Source organism: Flavobacterium sp. HJSW_4, assembly GCF_042436695.1.
In the GTDB taxonomy this organism is placed as follows: Bacteria; Bacteroidota; Bacteroidia; order Flavobacteriales; family Flavobacteriaceae; genus Flavobacterium.
In genome coordinates, this window is record NZ_JBHNPP010000017.1 from 67,045 (window position 1) to 82,622 (window position 15,578).

At 33.2% G+C, this 15,578-nt stretch carries 16 protein-coding genes; 3 read left to right on the forward strand and 13 right to left on the reverse strand.

Going from position 1 to position 15,578, the window contains the following annotated elements:
- Positions 1-2: 2 nt before the first annotated feature.
- From ACE01P_RS16145 to ACE01P_RS16155, 3 genes are read right to left on the reverse strand one after another with little or no spacing between them, the layout of a single operon-like run.
- Positions 3-1,055 (reverse strand): type III polyketide synthase, encoded by a 1,053-nt coding sequence (locus ACE01P_RS16145; RefSeq protein ID WP_379699800.1) that lies wholly within the window; start codon positions 1,053-1,055, stop codon positions 3-5.
- Positions 1,052-1,765, reverse strand: a complete 714-nt coding sequence (locus ACE01P_RS16150) for a methyltransferase domain-containing protein (protein WP_379699803.1) — start codon at positions 1,763-1,765, stop codon at positions 1,052-1,054. Before ACE01P_RS16150 ends, ACE01P_RS16145 begins: the two co-directional genes overlap by 4 nt.
- Positions 1,766-2,893 carry an NAD(P)/FAD-dependent oxidoreductase gene (locus tag ACE01P_RS16155; RefSeq protein WP_379699805.1) on the reverse strand — a complete coding sequence of 376 codons (1,128 nt, stop codon included), beginning with the start codon at positions 2,891-2,893 and terminating at the stop codon, positions 1,766-1,768.
- 169 nt (positions 2,894-3,062) lie between these two features.
- Here ACE01P_RS16155 and ACE01P_RS16160 point away from each other — a divergent pair, with 169 nt between their 5' ends.
- Positions 3,063-3,419 carry a hypothetical protein gene (locus ACE01P_RS16160; RefSeq protein ID WP_379699808.1) on the forward strand — a complete coding sequence of 119 codons (357 nt, stop codon included), beginning with the start codon at positions 3,063-3,065 and terminating at the stop codon, positions 3,417-3,419.
- 212 nt (positions 3,420-3,631) lie between these two features.
- Here the strand turns inward: ACE01P_RS16160 and ACE01P_RS16165 are convergent, their stop codons facing one another.
- The 6 genes from ACE01P_RS16165 to ACE01P_RS16190 form a co-directional block, all read right to left on the reverse strand.
- Positions 3,632-4,321: a CPBP family intramembrane glutamic endopeptidase gene (locus tag ACE01P_RS16165; RefSeq protein WP_379699811.1), complete on the reverse strand. Its 690-nt coding sequence runs from the start codon at positions 4,319-4,321 to the stop codon at positions 3,632-3,634.
- 76 nt (positions 4,322-4,397) lie between these two features.
- Positions 4,398-4,988 (reverse strand): Crp/Fnr family transcriptional regulator, encoded by a 591-nt coding sequence (locus ACE01P_RS16170; RefSeq protein WP_379699813.1) that lies wholly within the window; start codon positions 4,986-4,988, stop codon positions 4,398-4,400.
- 276 nt (positions 4,989-5,264) lie between these two features.
- Positions 5,265-5,789: a PPC domain-containing DNA-binding protein gene (locus tag ACE01P_RS16175; RefSeq protein WP_379699816.1), complete on the reverse strand. Its 525-nt coding sequence runs from the start codon at positions 5,787-5,789 to the stop codon at positions 5,265-5,267.
- A gap of 230 nt (positions 5,790-6,019) precedes the next feature.
- Complete coding sequence (locus ACE01P_RS16180; RefSeq protein ID WP_379699818.1) at positions 6,020-7,552, reverse strand: glycosyl hydrolase family 32; 1,533 nt, start codon at positions 7,550-7,552, stop codon at positions 6,020-6,022.
- Positions 7,553-7,781: 229 nt separating this feature from the next.
- Positions 7,782-9,959, reverse strand: coding sequence for an HAD-IIB family hydrolase (locus ACE01P_RS16185; protein WP_379699820.1), 2,178 nt, complete (start codon positions 9,957-9,959; stop codon positions 7,782-7,784).
- 162 nt (positions 9,960-10,121) lie between these two features.
- The gene (locus ACE01P_RS16190) at positions 10,122-11,024 is read right to left on the reverse strand and encodes a carbohydrate kinase (protein ID WP_379699823.1); all 903 of its coding nucleotides are present in this window, start codon (positions 11,022-11,024) and stop codon (positions 10,122-10,124) included.
- Positions 11,025-11,363: 339 nt separating this feature from the next.
- Here ACE01P_RS16190 and ACE01P_RS16195 point away from each other — a divergent pair, with 339 nt between their 5' ends.
- Positions 11,364-11,936 (forward strand): hypothetical protein, encoded by a 573-nt coding sequence (locus tag ACE01P_RS16195; RefSeq protein ID WP_379699825.1) that lies wholly within the window; start codon positions 11,364-11,366, stop codon positions 11,934-11,936.
- A gap of 23 nt (positions 11,937-11,959) precedes the next feature.
- On the opposite strand, the gene ACE01P_RS16200 is transcribed toward ACE01P_RS16195, so the two are convergent.
- Complete coding sequence (locus tag ACE01P_RS16200; protein WP_379699827.1) at positions 11,960-12,436, reverse strand: hypothetical protein; 477 nt, start codon at positions 12,434-12,436, stop codon at positions 11,960-11,962.
- 196 nt (positions 12,437-12,632) lie between these two features.
- Between ACE01P_RS16200 and ACE01P_RS16205 the strand changes: the two genes are divergently transcribed.
- Positions 12,633-13,361 (forward strand): hypothetical protein, encoded by a 729-nt coding sequence (locus ACE01P_RS16205; RefSeq protein ID WP_379699829.1) that lies wholly within the window; start codon positions 12,633-12,635, stop codon positions 13,359-13,361.
- A gap of 194 nt (positions 13,362-13,555) precedes the next feature.
- On the opposite strand, the gene ACE01P_RS16210 is transcribed toward ACE01P_RS16205, so the two are convergent.
- From ACE01P_RS16210 to ACE01P_RS16220, 3 genes are all read right to left on the reverse strand, one after another.
- On the reverse strand, positions 13,556-14,365 hold the full coding sequence (locus ACE01P_RS16210; RefSeq protein ID WP_379699831.1) for an SDR family NAD(P)-dependent oxidoreductase: 810 nt from the start codon (positions 14,363-14,365) through the stop codon (positions 13,556-13,558).
- A 61-nt stretch (positions 14,366-14,426) separates the two neighbouring features.
- The gene (locus tag ACE01P_RS16215) at positions 14,427-15,014 is read right to left on the reverse strand and encodes a TetR/AcrR family transcriptional regulator (protein ID WP_379699833.1); all 588 of its coding nucleotides are present in this window, start codon (positions 15,012-15,014) and stop codon (positions 14,427-14,429) included.
- A gap of 114 nt (positions 15,015-15,128) precedes the next feature.
- Positions 15,129-15,575 (reverse strand): copper resistance protein CopD, encoded by a 447-nt coding sequence (locus ACE01P_RS16220; protein ID WP_379699835.1) that lies wholly within the window; start codon positions 15,573-15,575, stop codon positions 15,129-15,131.
- Between the last annotated feature and the right edge of the window lie 3 nt (positions 15,576-15,578).

A 15,578-nucleotide genomic window follows, 5' to 3' on the forward strand; every position in this document is an offset into this window, starting at 1 on the left:
AATTACCATTGTAATAAAACTCTTTGCGCCGAAAATCCAGGGCCAAAACTCAACATTAAACCTTTTTCTCCTTTTTTCGGATTTCGGTTCATAATGTTTTCTAAAACATACAAAACCGTTACGCTAGACATATTTCCGTATTGTTTTAGAATTTCTTTCGTGTCATCAATATTTTTCTCCAATCCGCCGAAAAGAGATTCGACAGTTGTTACGATTTTTTTTCCTCCGGGATGAAAAATCATGTGGTCAATATCTTTAATTTCTAAATTATTCTGTTTTAAAAACGGATGAATAATATCGCCAAAATGTGAAGCAATTGTATCAGGAACTTCAATATCGAGAACCATTTGTAGCCCGCCGTTGGTTAGTTTAAAACCCATCATGTGCTCGGCATCATAAAAATGATACATTTGTTCATCTAGAATTTCTGGGCCTGCATCTTCTTCTTTTGAAGACAATAAACAGCAAGCAGCGCCATCTCCAAAAATAGCAGCACTGACAATATTTGGCATCGAAAAATCATCTAACTGAAAAGTAGCTGTTGGCGATTCTACAGCAATTACCGCAGCACGTTTTCCTGGATTTGATTTTAAGAAATTCTTCGCATAAATAATTCCTGATATTCCTGCGGCACAGCCCATTTCGGTTACGGGAAGGCGAACAATATCTTGTCTTAATTTCATTTTATTAATGAGATAAGCGTCGAGCGAAGGAATCATAATTCCGGTACAGCTTACGGTAATAATATAATCCAAACTCTGCGGATCCCAGCCTGTTTTTTCTAATGCTTTTTCAAGAACTTGATGTCCGAGAACAATCATTTCTCGGCTATAAATGTCATTTTTTTCTTCGAATGAAGTAGCGGTAAAAACCTCTGAAGGTTCCATAATAGAATAGCGCTTATCTACAGAAGCGCCTTCAAATATCTTTTTTACTTTTTTAATAAAACGTTCTTCCTGACCTTCAAGCCATACGTCTAAAAGCGGAAGTATTTCTTCGGTCGTTCGAGAATATTGCGGAAGCTGCTTAACAGCGGTGATGATTTTTACACTCATATTTTAGTAATTATCCACTGGTAACGAAACGCCCATTTCCAGTTTATGGAATAGTTTTTTAGATTTAGTTTTTCGGAGAAATGTTCCAATTCGTTCTTTTTGAATCCTTTTAAAATAGAAATCAAACCATCGTTACGCGACATTCTATTGAGATTAAAAACAACACTTATCAGTTCAAATAATCGATAAGCAAGTTTGCTTCTGTGTAGATCGTTTACTACAATTCCAATCGAAGCATTTTTGTTTAGAACATTCATGATTTCGTCAATTTGTGCTGTTGTAAAATGATGTAATGTTAATGTACACAAAATAATATCGTATTTCAGTTCATTAAAATCTTCACTAAAAATATCCATGCACAGATATTCTATATTTGGATAATCTTTAGAAAGTTTTTTAGCATAATCAATTGTAAAAGCATTGGCATCAATACCAATTAATTTAAAATTCAAATTTTGCTTTTTTCCATATTTGGCAAGCATTCGCAACATATCTCCATTTCCGCAACCAATATCTGCAACGGTAATTGTTTTGGAAGTATCAGTATTTTTTAAAAGCTCTTTTATGCCGTGAAGCGTCAGTTTATTTCCGCCAAGTAATTGGTTAATTGAAGCAATTTGATCTAACGCGCCAATCAATTCTTCGCTTTGAAGCGAAAAATCATCCATTATTTCTATTTCTTCAGTTCTATATTTAGTGTTTACACTCATTTATTCAATTGTTATTGGTCGGCCGTGCGTTTGTTTTATAATGAATGAAAGTAATGCCGGAATCGATGCAGCAACCGTTGTCATTGCGTGAGTTAAATTTTTATGTGTCAAAGCAATGGCTAAAATTCTTCCAAAGTATAATCGTTTGCTGAAATGCTTTTTCCATTCTTTTAGATACTTTTGTTCGAATTCATTTCTGGTTTCAATCTTTCCATAATAAAAATCAAGAGTTAATTCAGAAGCAATTTTGGCACTATGAATTGCCATTGCCATTCCGTTGCCACACATTGGATGAATCAATCCTGCGGTGTCTCCAATCATTAAAACGTGATTTTCTACAGGTTCTTTTTTATCGAATGAAATCTGACTGATTGTTAATGGTTTTTCGAATAGGGAAGTGCTATTTTCAAAAATGGCTTTCAGTTTTTTGTTTTTATAAAGTACTGATTTCTGATATTCTTCGATGTTTTTATACTTTTTAAAAGTCTCAAAATCGGCTAAATAGCAAATGTTTATAACGTCGTTTTCAACTTTAGAAACGCCACAATAACCGCCTTGAAAATTGTACAAACCGACGAGACTTTTGTCAAAATTTCCTTTATAATGTGCTTTTACGGCAAGCCACGGCGATTTTTTAGAAATAAAATCTCTCGACAGAACCTGATCAATATTTGATCTTTTGCCATAAGCGCCCAAAACTATTTTAGCAGAAAGAATTTCTTCAGAAGTAGTTATTGTGAAAATGTTGTTTTCAAAAGAAATATTAGTGACGTTTTCGGTTATAATTGTGCATCCGTTTTCGATTGCCTTTTCAAATAAAAAATGATCCAATTCATAACGGCTGATTCCGAAACCGCCAAGCGGAAGTTTTGTTTTTGCCGTTTTGCCGTTTTGAGCTGTAAATTCAAAATTTGAAATGCTTGTTGGGTGAAGTTCTCTAACATCTATATCCAACCAAAATAAATAGGGGAGGATTTCATTTGAGATATATTCTCCGCAAACTTTATGTTTTGGATACGTGTTTTTTTCGATAAGAATTACCTTCAATCCTTTTTTGGATAAGTGTATAGCGCTTGCAAGACCAGCAAGGCCACCACCAATAATAAGCACATCAGGATTTGTTCTCATACCACCAATTTAATCATAAAATCTCGAATAGTATTACTTAATTCGATAAGAAATTAACAAAATTTCAACTTTTATTTTAAAGGATTAAGCTACTTGCAGTTGGAAAAATTAGAAGCAATTCATTTAAAAGATAATCTTTATTTTTGCAGAAAAATAGCGCGTTAAATAAATGACAATACAAGATTTAGTAGGCACTTATTCTATTTCGGGAAGCAACCAGGACGAAAGTAATGAGGTTACATACAAAGGTGTTTTGACTCTAACTTTAGATCAAAATAACCGAATTAAAGCAGATTGGGTTATCAATTCGCATAAGCAAAAAGGAACGGGGTTTTTCAAAGACAATATTTTGGTAATTAATTTCAGTTACAAAGGCGATGACAATAAAACTTATAAAGGGGTTGTAGTTTACAGATGCATTACAAAAGATGTTTTAGACGGATTTTGGTCTGAGAAACATGGAGATCCGCTTTATTTAGGAAGTGAACATTGTTTAAGAATGGAAACTACAGAACGATTAAATTAAAATCGTTTTTTTTTAATAATTTTTAAACACATAGAGACATAGATTTTTCTTCACTTTAAAAAGAGTAGAGAAAGAAACTAGTTTCTAACACATAGCTTTGCGTGAAGCTAACTTTGACAAAGTTTATCACCGAGAAAACTATGTGAAATATTGCAAGTGAAACGCCTTTACGCACAATCTAAAACTATGTTTCTATGTGTTTAGAAAAATAGTTAAGCTGGATTTGCTACAGTTTTATATTTTCTGTTATAAAGAATAATAAAACCAACCCAGATTGCTAACAAAATTATGATCAAAGTAAGTTCAGTATCGTGAAGTCCGTTACGGAAGAAATTATTTAGAGAATGAACTCCTGCAACCGCTAACAAAGATCCTGTAGAAGTATATACTTTTCCGATTCCCCACGTTCCAAAGAAAATGATTCCGAAGAAAATCATATTGCTTGCTGTCATTTCGAAGTTTAAATGCCACGCGAACCAAAGAATCGCAATAATCAAAATTGAAGTAAATTTAGGAAGCGATTTTAATTGTTCTTGCAAAAATCCACGCCATCCGATTTCTTCTAAAAGTCCATAAACTAGAACCGTAAACATCAATAAAATTGGGAATTTACCAATTGTGAAATAATAAACACTTGCAATTAAAACCGCTGGAAGAATCCAATAAACGGCAAACGGAACAATTGCATTTTTATAGATTCCTTTTAACGACATTGGATTATTAAGAGAGAATATTTTTATCGCTGCCAAAGCGCCCAAAGCTGGACCAACGCCGCGAAGCAAAATTACCAAATACGGATTTTCTATTGAAGATAATAAATTAGTTTTAGTAGCTGCATATCTGCAGATTACAGCAATTACGTAATAAACTATAATAGCGCCAAAGTTGATTTTATTTTTCATCGTTTTAAATTTGTTTGGTTTAGTGAAGCAAACTTAGCGAGCAAAAATGAAAATAAAATTGACTTTGGGTAAGAAATCATTTTTCCATAATTCTTTTTCGAATTCGGCTTAAACTTTCGGCCGTTAATCCCAAATAAGAAGCAATGATTTTAAGAGGTGTTCTTTGAAAAATTTCTGGACGTCCTTCTATAAGTTTTAAATAACGTTCTTGAGGAGAAAGCGTTAACAAATTAATTTGTTCTTCTTGTTTACGAACATACAGCATTTCAGAAATGGCTTTTCCAATTCGTAAACCTGTTTCAGATCTTTGGTACAATTCGTTCAAATCTTGATGTGAAATCGACCAAAGCGTTAAATCTTCTAAAGCTTCATTTTTAATGACAGATGGTTGCTGATTAAGAAAAGACATATAATCGCTTATAAAACTATTTTCGTAAAGAAGATTGATGCAAATATCTCTTTTGCCATCCCAAACAAATAATCCTGCCGATCCCTTAATGATGATACTTAGATATTTTTCGACGCCGTGATAATCTTTTATGATTTCAGATTTATCAAATTCACGTACTTTTATTTTCTCCGAAAACCCTTTCCAGATGTTCATATCGGCAGTAAAATAATTTTCGAAAATTCGTTTTACATCTTCTGGAGAAGGACTTTGTGGCATTTTTTGGAAGTATCAGTTTGGAATGCCAATATAAGTTTTATCTTTCAAAATAAAAACAATTCTATTGTCTTGCTTGCGCTAATTTTTTAACACATAGAAACATAGATTTTTTTACTTTTAAAAGGGTGCAGAAAGAAACTAGTTTCTAACACATAGTTTTGCGGACAAAGTTTACCACTTGAGCGCTATGTGTATTGATGCAAGTGAAGCGCCTTTACACACATTCTAAAACTATGTTTTTATGTGTTTAAATTTAACAATTGCGTGAGTAAAAATTTATTTCAAACAAGGCAATTGTAAAACATTCGCATTCAGCGGTTGTTCTACTTTTCTTTCTAGTTTTTCAGGATTTACTGTGATATAAATTTCCATAGAACCAGTACCAACTTTTAAACCTAAAATATGACCGCCGTAAGCATCAAATTTGTCATCGGTTGCAACGCCGTGCATGTGTATAGAAGGTTTTTCTCCGCTCCAAGCGATTGATCCTGTTATGCTTCCCATTTCGACTTTATTGAAAGTTTTGGGATGAAATTTCTTTTGACTGAAATCATAAAATCCGAAGGTGGCGTCTTGTGCAAAACCAATTCCAGTAAAGTTTGCTGAGGGAATATTTTGTTCTTTAGCCAGTTTTTCGATTTGCTCCAAAACATCATCGCCTTCGCGAAGAACCATCAGATAACCTTGAGGAGTTTTGGTGTAACGGCATTTTTCAGAATCATTTTTTTGTTGCGCTTGCGAAAGATTAAAAGCTAAGCAAAATAAAAGCCCAGCCATAATTTTGTTGAATTGTATTCTCATGGTATTTATATTATTTGTGGCTCAAATTAAAAACAAGATTTAGTTTCGGGTTGCCAATAAATTCACAAATTATGTTAATGATTTTCTTTTTAAAGATTAAATTTTCGCAAATTAAAAATCCTCTGTTAGAAAAAGTTCTCTCGCAGATTAAGCAGATTTTACAGATTTTTTTCTGCTCAATCTGCTTAATCTGCGGGAAAAATAAGCTTCAACCTAATCAAATTTTAAAATTAGTTGGGATTTGTTTTAGCATCTATCTGCATGATTCTGTTATAATCGATCGAATATTTTTCTGGATCAGAAGCCGCGTATTCGTTTTCAGGTTCTGGAATGACATGAATTTTAGAATCACTAATCGAAATTACCGCAGAACAAACATAGATTCCTACTTTTCCTTCGTTGTATTTAAAGTCAAGTAAAGTCAGTTTTACGAAATCATTTATTGATAGCTCATAATAATTTCCGTATCGGATTATCTTAAAATAAATCTGTTTTTCTTCTCCAATTTCAAATTGATTAGTTTGAATATTTTCAAAGATAAAATTGTTCTTGACATCCTTTTCATTAAATCCCCAAGCTCTAAATTGCACGAAACCATTCATGAAATCAATGGAAATATAATATCCTGTTCCTTCTTTGTCACATTCAATTACAAAACCTGTTTTTCCCATTCCTTCTACAGCAAGCGTTCCTTCCCAAACAAAATCATTTGAAGGTTTTTCGAATCCGTAAATTTCATAACCGCTTCGGCATCCAAAACGCCATTTGCTTTCATTTTCGAAAACAAATTCGGCAGTAGGATTTCCTAAGATTGGCATGGGCTGTGGTAAATCTTTCTGATGAATTGTTTTCTGATATAATTTTTGCCAATAATAGTAGCTTTTCAGTTTAAGCCTACCGCTTTTATCTACATCTAATTCTTTTGGTGGCGGAATAACGCGATGTGTATTAACGTTTCCGTCTGCGAAATAGAAATTATAGACTAGAAAATGTTTGCCATCTTTTACGACTCTTGCGGCATAATTTCCCTGCGGAAGCAATACATTATTATGAAAAGCCGAATATTCGCCCCTAAATTCACTTGAAGACCAATAACGGACTTTAATATCTTCTCGAATTGATCCCAATAAATAATGGTTCCCTTTCATTTCAAAGACACAAGGGCATTCTACATCATCATAGACATACGGAATATGAAGGGGTTTTTGCAACACATAACCTTCTTTTTCTCTTTTGGCAACGCCAATACAACCTCTTCTATAAGTTGGTCCAGAGGCACTTCTGGCGCAAATCAGTAAATAATCTTCGTTTTTATATTGATATTTAAACGGATCTCGAAAACTAATCCATTCTCTTGGATTGTTATTTTTTCCTTCGTAATGTGGTGCTTCACTTTTAAAAGGAAGGCCATACAAATTCTCTTTTTTCCAAGTAAGCAAATCGGCCGAAACTGCTCTTCCCACTTTTTGTTCAATTCCTTTATCTTGACGTTTAAGTCCTGTGTAGTACATTTCATAACCTTCACCATCCGATTTTTTACTGACATGCATCGTCCATAACATATCATCGTCCCATTCTCCTGGATCGCCCACAAATAAGGCGTTTTTTACTCGTTTCCACGAAAGACCATCTTTCGAAACTGCATGTGCAATATAATCGTGATTTGGGATAATTAAATGAAATAAATGATGAATTCCTTTTTCATCTATAAATACATCAACATCTCCAATTTCCCAATTGCTAAATCCTGAACCTGAATACATTTTATTACTTATTTAATGATTGTATATTTTTTTTTAGCCACTGATTGCACGAATTTTCACGAATTTTAAACTTTGACAAAGTTGTCGTTGTAACTATGTTTTTTATTTTGAGTGAAATGACTTTTTACAGACAAACAAAATCTATGTTTCTATGTGTTTAATTTTTTTTACCACGAATTAAACAAATTTTAAATTCGAGTTAATTCGTGTAATTAGTGGCATCTTCTTTTTATTTAATAATCTTATAATATTTCAATCCCTCCAAAATTCCTTCTGAAGCTGAATTTTTAGCGACATAAATACTTTTGGTTGTTTCATAATCGGCAAGCTCTGCGCTTCGATTTCCAACAATAATTCCTTTTACTGGACCTCTAAACATATCAACATCATTTCCAGAATCTCCTGCGGCAATTACGTTTCCTAAAGGAATCGACCATTTTCGGCATAAAAACTTGATTGCATTTCCTTTCGAAGCTCTCTTCGGAATAAAATCCAAAAACTGACCGTGACTCGGAATAATGTTCACTTTGTACCATCCAGTTCCTAAAACACGAATTAATTCATCATGGTCGTAATGTTCTTTATCATAATAATAAGAGATTTTAAAAGGGTTTTGCGCATCTTCTTCCTGCAATTTAATCCATTTTATGGCTTTCAGTTTATTGACAATTTCTTCTCTTTTCCATCTTCCAGAAAGGAATTTTGCCCAACCTTTATCCAGAATATAATCTTTCCCGTTGGTGTAATAGATTTCCGTTCCGACTGAACAAATAATAAAATCGGGTAGGGGAAATTCTTCTTCGTTAATTACTTTTTTGACTAAAGCCAAATTTCGTCCAGAAGCCATTGCAAAAGCCATTTTATCCGTACGATTCGTTAAATGGGCTTTTAATTCTTTTAAACCTGGATTTGCTAATTTTGGTTCAATTAAAGTTCCGTCAATATCAGAAACCAATAAATGATCGATTTTTCGTTTTAATCTGCTGATATTGATATTCGGATAATGCTGTTTTTTAATTCCAGTCGAAGAAACCGATAGATTTTCATTAATTAAATCGACATATTGATTGACGTGGCTTACCCAACTGTAGTATTTCTGAATATTGATCGCTCCATTATTCGAATAATATTTCCATTGATTTTCATCGGTTAAAATATTTCGAAGTGCTTTTTTAATCTGGCTTTCTTCTTGCGGATTTACCAATTCTCCATTCTGGCAAACCGGAATAATTTCTGAAGGTCCGCCGTTTTTCGTAACCACAACAGGAAGTCCCGAACTAGCCGATTCGATAACGGTCAAGCCGAAGTTTTCATGTAAAGCTAAATTCACAAAAACACCTCTTTTTTCTGCCGCATAACGATAGATAATCGAAACTTCATTTTCGACATCATGTTTCTTCGGAATTGCCATTTTTCCGTACAAATCATATTTATCCATCAAAAGAAGCAAATCGGTTAAAACGTTTTTTTCAGATTCGGGCATTTTGGCAATATCTTTTCGGATACCAGCAAAAATGACCAAATTAGCAATGCTTTGGAGTTCTTTGTCTTTTCCGTAAACTTCAATTAAAGTATTTAAGTTTTTATGTCGGTCAGGTCTCGAAAGTGCCATAATAATAGGCTTATGCGGATTAGTCAAGAATTTCGAAATGGTTTCGGCAACCCAGTATTTTCGTTGCGCTTCTTCCATATGTTTGTCCGAATCATTTTCTTGATAATAATAAGGAACAAATTTTCTAGTGTCAATTCCAGGAGAAATCGCGTGGTATTTTCCTAATTCGAAGTTTTTGTATGCTTTGTAGGTTTCGATTTCTTGTTCGGTAGAAGTAACAATAAATTCGGCGAGTTCTAAGGTTTTTTCTTCGGCAGCAATTCGAGCTTTAAATTTGAACTTTTTTTCTAGTTCTTCTTCCGTTTCTCCACCTTCAATTAATTTTTTCTTTTTGTAGAATCCTAAAGAATGTCCCGTATGGGCGAAAGGAATATTTAAAACGGCTGATAATTCAGCTGCGGCGTATCCAGCGTCAGCGTAGTGAGAATGAATCCAATCGGGGAAAATATTGTGCTGTTTGATGTGTTGCATTGCGCCATTCACAAAAGTATCCAGACCTTCCCAAAGCTGTTCTTTTGCTTTGTACTTTTTTCCCAGAAACGGAATTCGCCTTATGTCCAGTTTGTCATTTACAATCTCTACAGGCACTGCATATTCTGGTGAAAGAGCAGGATCGTCAATCAATCGTGTAAAAATATGAACGTGTTCGACATCTTCATGTTGCGATAAAAATTCTGCTAATTCGTATATGTATTTGGTCTGGCCTCCGTTGTCAGCATCTCGACCAATTTCGAGACCAGAACCCTTCAAAAGTCCGTGTATATTGATAAGAGAAATTCGTAGTTTTTTCATCATTCTTCATTAATTATTTTGAAAATGCAATTTACACCGCTTGTATCGATTAGGAAGAAATAATTACATTTTAAATTTACATATTTCCCATGTTTACAAGGAAAATGGTATGTTTTAAGTATAAAAAAAGCCTGATTTTTTGAATCAGGCTGTAGTTTTTTTCTTTTAATTTTTGTTGATCAGATTTTCAATGTCAAAGATTGAAATTTCTGGATTTCCACCCGCAGATCCGGCGACTAAAGCCCCCGTGGCACAGGCAAAATTTAAAGCTGCTTGTGGTTCTTTTCCGTTTAAAAGCGAAGTGACCAAAGCTCCTAAAAACGAATCTCCGGCACCAACTGTATCTTCTACTTTTATTGTATAGCCTTCATTTTCATAAAGATGCTTGTCCCATAAAAGTAAAGCACCGTCTTTACCTCTTGTCACACAAATTGCTGTAGCATTGGTTAAAGAGCAAATGAAGTTCATATTTTCTTCTAAAGTGTTGTATGGAGAATCTAAAGCAGCACTGATTTCCATCAATTCTTCATCATTAAATTTGATAAAATTCGCCGATTGCATTAAGTGCTGTAGAATTTCATAATCGTAATGTGGTTTTCGAAGATTCACATCAAAAACTTTATAAGTATGCGTGTGATTAAGTAATTCTTCTAAAGCTTCTCTAGAAACTTCGTCTCTGCAGACCAAACTTCCATAAATTAAAACGTCTGAGCTTACGACCAATTCTCTGGTTTCTTCGTTTAAAATAATTTTATCCCAAGCAGAAGGATAAATAATTTCATAAGTAGCTGATTTGCTTTCGTCTAAAGTTACGTTTACCAATCCCGTTGGGAAATTATCAGACTTTAAAATCGTATTGGTTTCTAGACCTAATTTGTTGACTTCTTTTATAATTGCTTCTCCATCTGCATCATTTCCTACACAACTAATCATATTAGAATCAACACCTAGGGCTTTCATGCGAAGCGCTACATTTAAAGGTGCTCCACCAATTTTCTTTTCATTGTCAAAAATATCCCAAAGTACTTCTCCGAAAGCGACAGCTTTTAGTTTTTTGTCGTTGCTCATTTTAATTTTCTCTTATTTTTAAAACATTAAATCGGATGATTAGAGTTTCATCAGATTGTATAAAAATAGAAAAGAATAACCGTTTCTGCAACCCAAATCCAAAAATCATAACAATCTGTTCACTTTAGAAAGTCTAAAATTTTAATTTATATTTGCTGAATGGGTAGTCTTTTTTTTATAAAAATATAACTTATAAGAAGATAAAATGGGTTAAAAAAGGTATTTTCTTATAATTTTATAAAAGTTACTTCTAATGAAATTAAAGTTGATTAAAATTGTACTATAACAGTTTGCTAATAAAATTTTACTTTCAAAAACTATTTAAAATATAGAGTTTAAATGAAATTATTTTACAAAGTTGAAGACAAAGAGCTTCTAAAAGTTAGAAATGAAATTTTTAAAGAAGCTGGAATTCCTTCTTTGTTAAAAAACGGTTTTGAACTTTCTCCATTTAAAACTTCTTGGCACGGTCAGTATGATAAAAGCAGTCGTGGTTATGCGTATGATTTTTGCAGGTTATCCAAAGAAAATTATTTAGAACAAATTTCTGTTACTATTCTTCAAGGCGAAAAATGGATTCAAATTCATTTGAATATTTATGAGCTTAGTCCGTCCCTAAATTCATTATCGCTTTTAAAAGATTTTGATGGTTTAGAATTTGGAACTCCAGATAAAATTTCAACTAAAATGAGATTGAGAAGTGATGAATATAAAGGACCGCCATTATTCTATATGCTTTTTTTAGCAGATCATAAACTTGGAAAATTTTATACTAAAAAAGGTTACGAAAATGAAGTTGCTAAACTTTCGAAATTGATACAATCCGATATGCAAAACATAAATGGCTTTGTAGAAAAATGGCATAAAATGTTTGTTCCGAAGAAAACAGATTGGGAAGGTAATCTTTTATAATCGTAGATTTTTTTTATTTTCTGTCACATTTCTAATTGCACCACAAATTTTCCTACATAAGGATTTTCAGCCATTTGAGAATGTCCGATTACTAAAATGTAATCTCCTTTCTGTTCCATTTTTGTTTCCAGGTCAAAGCCAAACGGGCCATCTGAAGTTTTATCTGGAGAAATGATTTGATTGAAACGGATGTTTCCGCTTTCAGGAATAATAATTTTTGCTTTGAGGTTTTTAGAATCTTGGTTGGTAAATTTTATATAAACTTTAGAATTTGTAGCATTTAAAGATCCTTCGGCGGTATAAATATTATTTTCATTTTTTGATTTCATAAAAATAGTATCACCTGTTTGTATATTTTTCTCTGAAACCAATAAGGTATCAGCAACTTTTTTTTGCTGAAAAGTATCTTGTAAAGTTTTAGTAGTAATGTTGTTTTTATCTTCTTTCTTGCCACATGAAAGGCAGAAAAGACAAAGGAAAAGGAGTGTCAGATTTTTCATAATAGAATAGTTTTATGATGTGTTATTCAAATTTAATTGTTTTTCAATTGAATGATGTTACATAATAATGTGCAGATTTTTTATTTTACTACAAATTTTCCTCAACTCATTACAAAATGTAATTTTTCGCTCTTATTTTGTAAAAAAAATAAATTTCAATACCCTAAATTTGGTCATAATGCAAAAATTAACGACCATGGAAATCAATTTAATTTCAGAATCATTTTGGGGCAGTAAAAAGAAAGCTTCTTTTTTGGAAAGATTATTTCGAAGAAACAAACCAGTTAACAAAGCGCTTACAACGCCAGAAATAATTGCTAAAAACTGTCAGGGTTTGCTATTGAAAAATGAAAATTTAAAATCATTTCTTTTTTCTACAGATATGGCACTTATAGAAAATAATGATGCCGATGCTATTTTGGCAGTTTATCCTTTTCCTCCATCTCCTAAAATAATCAAAACGCTAATTGATTTCTCTGGAAAACCTGTTGTTTGCGGTGTTGGAGGCGGAACAACAAAAGGAAAGAAATCGCTAGAAATGGCAATTTATGCCGAACAAATGGGCGCACATGGAATCATCGTCAATATTCCGTTTGAGAATAAAGACATCAAAAAAATAAGAGAGAAAATTACAATACCTATTATTGCGTCGGTTACGTCTTCAGATTATGATTTCTTAAAAGGTAAAATTAAGGCTGGAGTTGATATTTTTCATGTTTCTGGCGGAGCGCAAACCAATAAAATTGTAAAAGAGATTTCAAATAAATTTCCTGATTTTCCAGTAATGGCAACTGGCGGAAAAAGTCTAAATAATATCGAAGAATCTATAAATTCTGGTTCGAGAGCAATTGTGCTTTCGCCTCCTTCAAACAAAGATTTATTCAAAACGGTAATGGATAAATATCGGAATGCCTTTGGGGGCTAAGTTTCTGAGATAATAAGATGCTAAGCTGCTAAGTTTTTAGCTAAAAAATGCTGTTTGTTTGAGACAGCATTTTTTTTGTTGTCTAAATGAACATAGCCCACGGTTTCAACCGTGGGTACACAAACAGAAGAGATTCCCATTGCGTACCCACGATTGAAACCGTGGGCTATGTTTGAATTGGATTGAATTATTAATTAACCATGTGCTTCAACAGAAACATCGTTCCATTTTTCCCAGTTTTCTAATCTTTGCTCGTAGCTTTGTTTTACGAATGGAAGCGCTACTTTTCCTAGCAGCAATCGCAATGGTGGATTTTCATTTTCTACCAAGTTTACAACTGCTGGTGCTGTTGCTTGTACTTTTCCGAATATGTTTTCTCTTTCTGCTAAAGCCTTTTTGATTTCGTCATAATAAGGCAAACTTTCGCTGGTAATTCCTGTGTGCCAAATGTTAGATTCGTAACCGTTTGGTTCTAGCAAAGTAACCTTAATTCCAAACTGTTTTACCTCTGAAGCTAAAGTTTCACTTAAACCTTCAACTGCAAATTTTGAAGCGCTGTAAAGTCCCATTGCAGTTGGTAAAGTTGCTAATCCTAAAATAGAAGATACCTGAATAATATGACCGCTTTTTTGCTCTCTCATAATAGGAACTACGGCTTGCGTTAACCATAAAGTTCCAAAGAAATTGGTTTCAAATTGTTCTCTCGCTTCTTGTTCACTTGCTTCTTCAACGGCGCCAGTAAGTGCGTAACCTGCATTGTTAATCAAAACATCAATTCCTCCGAAATGCTGTTTTACTTTCTGAACCACTTCAAGAGATTCTTGGCGATTATTTACATCTAGTTTTAGAGGCAAAATGTTGTTTCCGTATTTTTCTTTAAGGTCGTTTAAAGTTTCAAGATTTCTAGCTGTTGCAGCTACGTTATATCCTTTAGCTAAAAATGCTTCTGTCCAAGCTCTTCCAAATCCTTTTGAAGCTCCTGTAATTAAAATTGTTTTTGACATGGTAATTGTTTTTATAATTATTTAATAAATGACCAATCGGTCATATTTTGGGTAAAAAAAATTATATCCTTTTTTCAGATATATTTTTTTTAAGTGTTTGCACTATTGTTTTCATATTGTCATTGTTTCCAGACATTCTAGACATCAAATGTCCGCCTTCTAACATAGCAAAAAGAACAGTCGAAAATTCGGTTGCATTCCATTTTGGATCGAACTCTTTATTTATGATTCCTTTTTCTATGATTGTAGTCAAAAGCTGCTGTCCTCGTTTGATGGCGCTATTTACTTTTTCTTTCACAATCGGATTGGTATCGTCTGCTTCTGTACCGAAATTCAATAAAGGACAACCACCAATAACTGGCGGATTTATCGGATTGCTGAAAAAATCGATGTAAGCAAATAACTGTTCTTCTGCACTTTTTCCTTGAGAAAGTTCAGCCTGAAGTTTATTGCTCAATATTTTCATATTATGATCTACAGCGGCGCAGGCCAAAACATCTTTGTTTTCAAAATGAACATACATGCTTCCTTTAGACAATTTGGTTGCCTCCATAATATCGCTCATAGAAGTTGCAGCAATTCCTTTAGTATTAAAAATAGGAGCGGCTTTTTCTATAATAAATTGTCTGGTTTCTTCACCTTTTGTCATGATAAATCATATTTACGATGCAAATATATGACCGATTGGTCATTTGTGCAAATTTTTGAGATATTATTTTTTAATAAATTGATTTTTAATAACTTATTTGATGTTCGAAATCAATCAAATTCCGCCATAACGTAGCGTAGAGCCTAGAATAAGCATGGCAACTCCAATCGAAGTAACCGTTAGAATTATTATGGCAATTCTGTAGAGATTATATTTATTGAGGTTTGGAATAACATAAAATTGCGCACAAATTGCACAAATGAAAGTGCAGAAAAGCAATAATAGTTTTATGGAAACTACTTTTTCAAATCCGCTTGAAAAATGAAACCAAGTTTCTGCCGTGACACCGAAATCGTATGCCATCCAGATTCCAGTTATTATGAGTAAAGCAAGAGAAGACATTCCGAGGGCTTCAAATTTCTTTTCAAAATTTAAAACAATCTGAGGATCTTTTTTCTTTAATGCCGTTGGTAAATAACAAATAGCTAACAATAAATGTCCGCCAACCCAAATTGTCGCAGCTAAAAGATGAACTATCAGTACACAATGATGTAAAGTCATATA

Excerpts from the sequence above, each read along its gene's own strand:
- ACE01P_RS16145 (WP_379699800.1), bottom strand. The coding sequence starts at position 1,055 with ATGAGTGTAAAAATCATCACCGCTGTTAAGCAGCTTCCGCAATATTCT.
- ACE01P_RS16150 (WP_379699803.1), bottom strand. The coding sequence starts at position 1,765 with ATGAGTGTAAACACTAAATATAGAACTGAAGAAATAGAAATAATGGAT.
- ACE01P_RS16155 (WP_379699805.1), bottom strand. The coding sequence starts at position 2,893 with ATGAGAACAAATCCTGATGTGCTTATTATTGGTGGTGGCCTTGCTGGT.
- ACE01P_RS16160 (WP_379699808.1), top strand. The coding sequence starts at position 3,063 with ATGACAATACAAGATTTAGTAGGCACTTATTCTATTTCGGGAAGCAAC.
- ACE01P_RS16165 (WP_379699811.1), bottom strand. The coding sequence starts at position 4,321 with ATGAAAAATAAAATCAACTTTGGCGCTATTATAGTTTATTACGTAATT.
- ACE01P_RS16170 (WP_379699813.1), bottom strand. The coding sequence starts at position 4,988 with ATGCCACAAAGTCCTTCTCCAGAAGATGTAAAACGAATTTTCGAAAAT.
- ACE01P_RS16175 (WP_379699816.1), bottom strand. The coding sequence starts at position 5,789 with ATGAGAATACAATTCAACAAAATTATGGCTGGGCTTTTATTTTGCTTA.
- ACE01P_RS16180 (WP_379699818.1), bottom strand. The coding sequence starts at position 7,552 with ATGTATTCAGGTTCAGGATTTAGCAATTGGGAAATTGGAGATGTTGAT.
- ACE01P_RS16185 (WP_379699820.1), bottom strand. The coding sequence starts at position 9,959 with ATGATGAAAAAACTACGAATTTCTCTTATCAATATACACGGACTTTTG.
- ACE01P_RS16190 (WP_379699823.1), bottom strand. The coding sequence starts at position 11,024 with ATGAGCAACGACAAAAAACTAAAAGCTGTCGCTTTCGGAGAAGTACTT.
- ACE01P_RS16195 (WP_379699825.1), top strand. The coding sequence starts at position 11,364 with ATGAAATTATTTTACAAAGTTGAAGACAAAGAGCTTCTAAAAGTTAGA.
- ACE01P_RS16200 (WP_379699827.1), bottom strand. The coding sequence starts at position 12,436 with ATGAAAAATCTGACACTCCTTTTCCTTTGTCTTTTCTGCCTTTCATGT.
- ACE01P_RS16205 (WP_379699829.1), top strand. The coding sequence starts at position 12,633 with ATGGAAATCAATTTAATTTCAGAATCATTTTGGGGCAGTAAAAAGAAA.
- ACE01P_RS16210 (WP_379699831.1), bottom strand. The coding sequence starts at position 14,365 with ATGTCAAAAACAATTTTAATTACAGGAGCTTCAAAAGGATTTGGAAGA.
- ACE01P_RS16215 (WP_379699833.1), bottom strand. The coding sequence starts at position 15,014 with ATGACAAAAGGTGAAGAAACCAGACAATTTATTATAGAAAAAGCCGCT.
- ACE01P_RS16220 (WP_379699835.1), bottom strand. The coding sequence starts at position 15,575 with ATGACTTTACATCATTGTGTACTGATAGTTCATCTTTTAGCTGCGACA.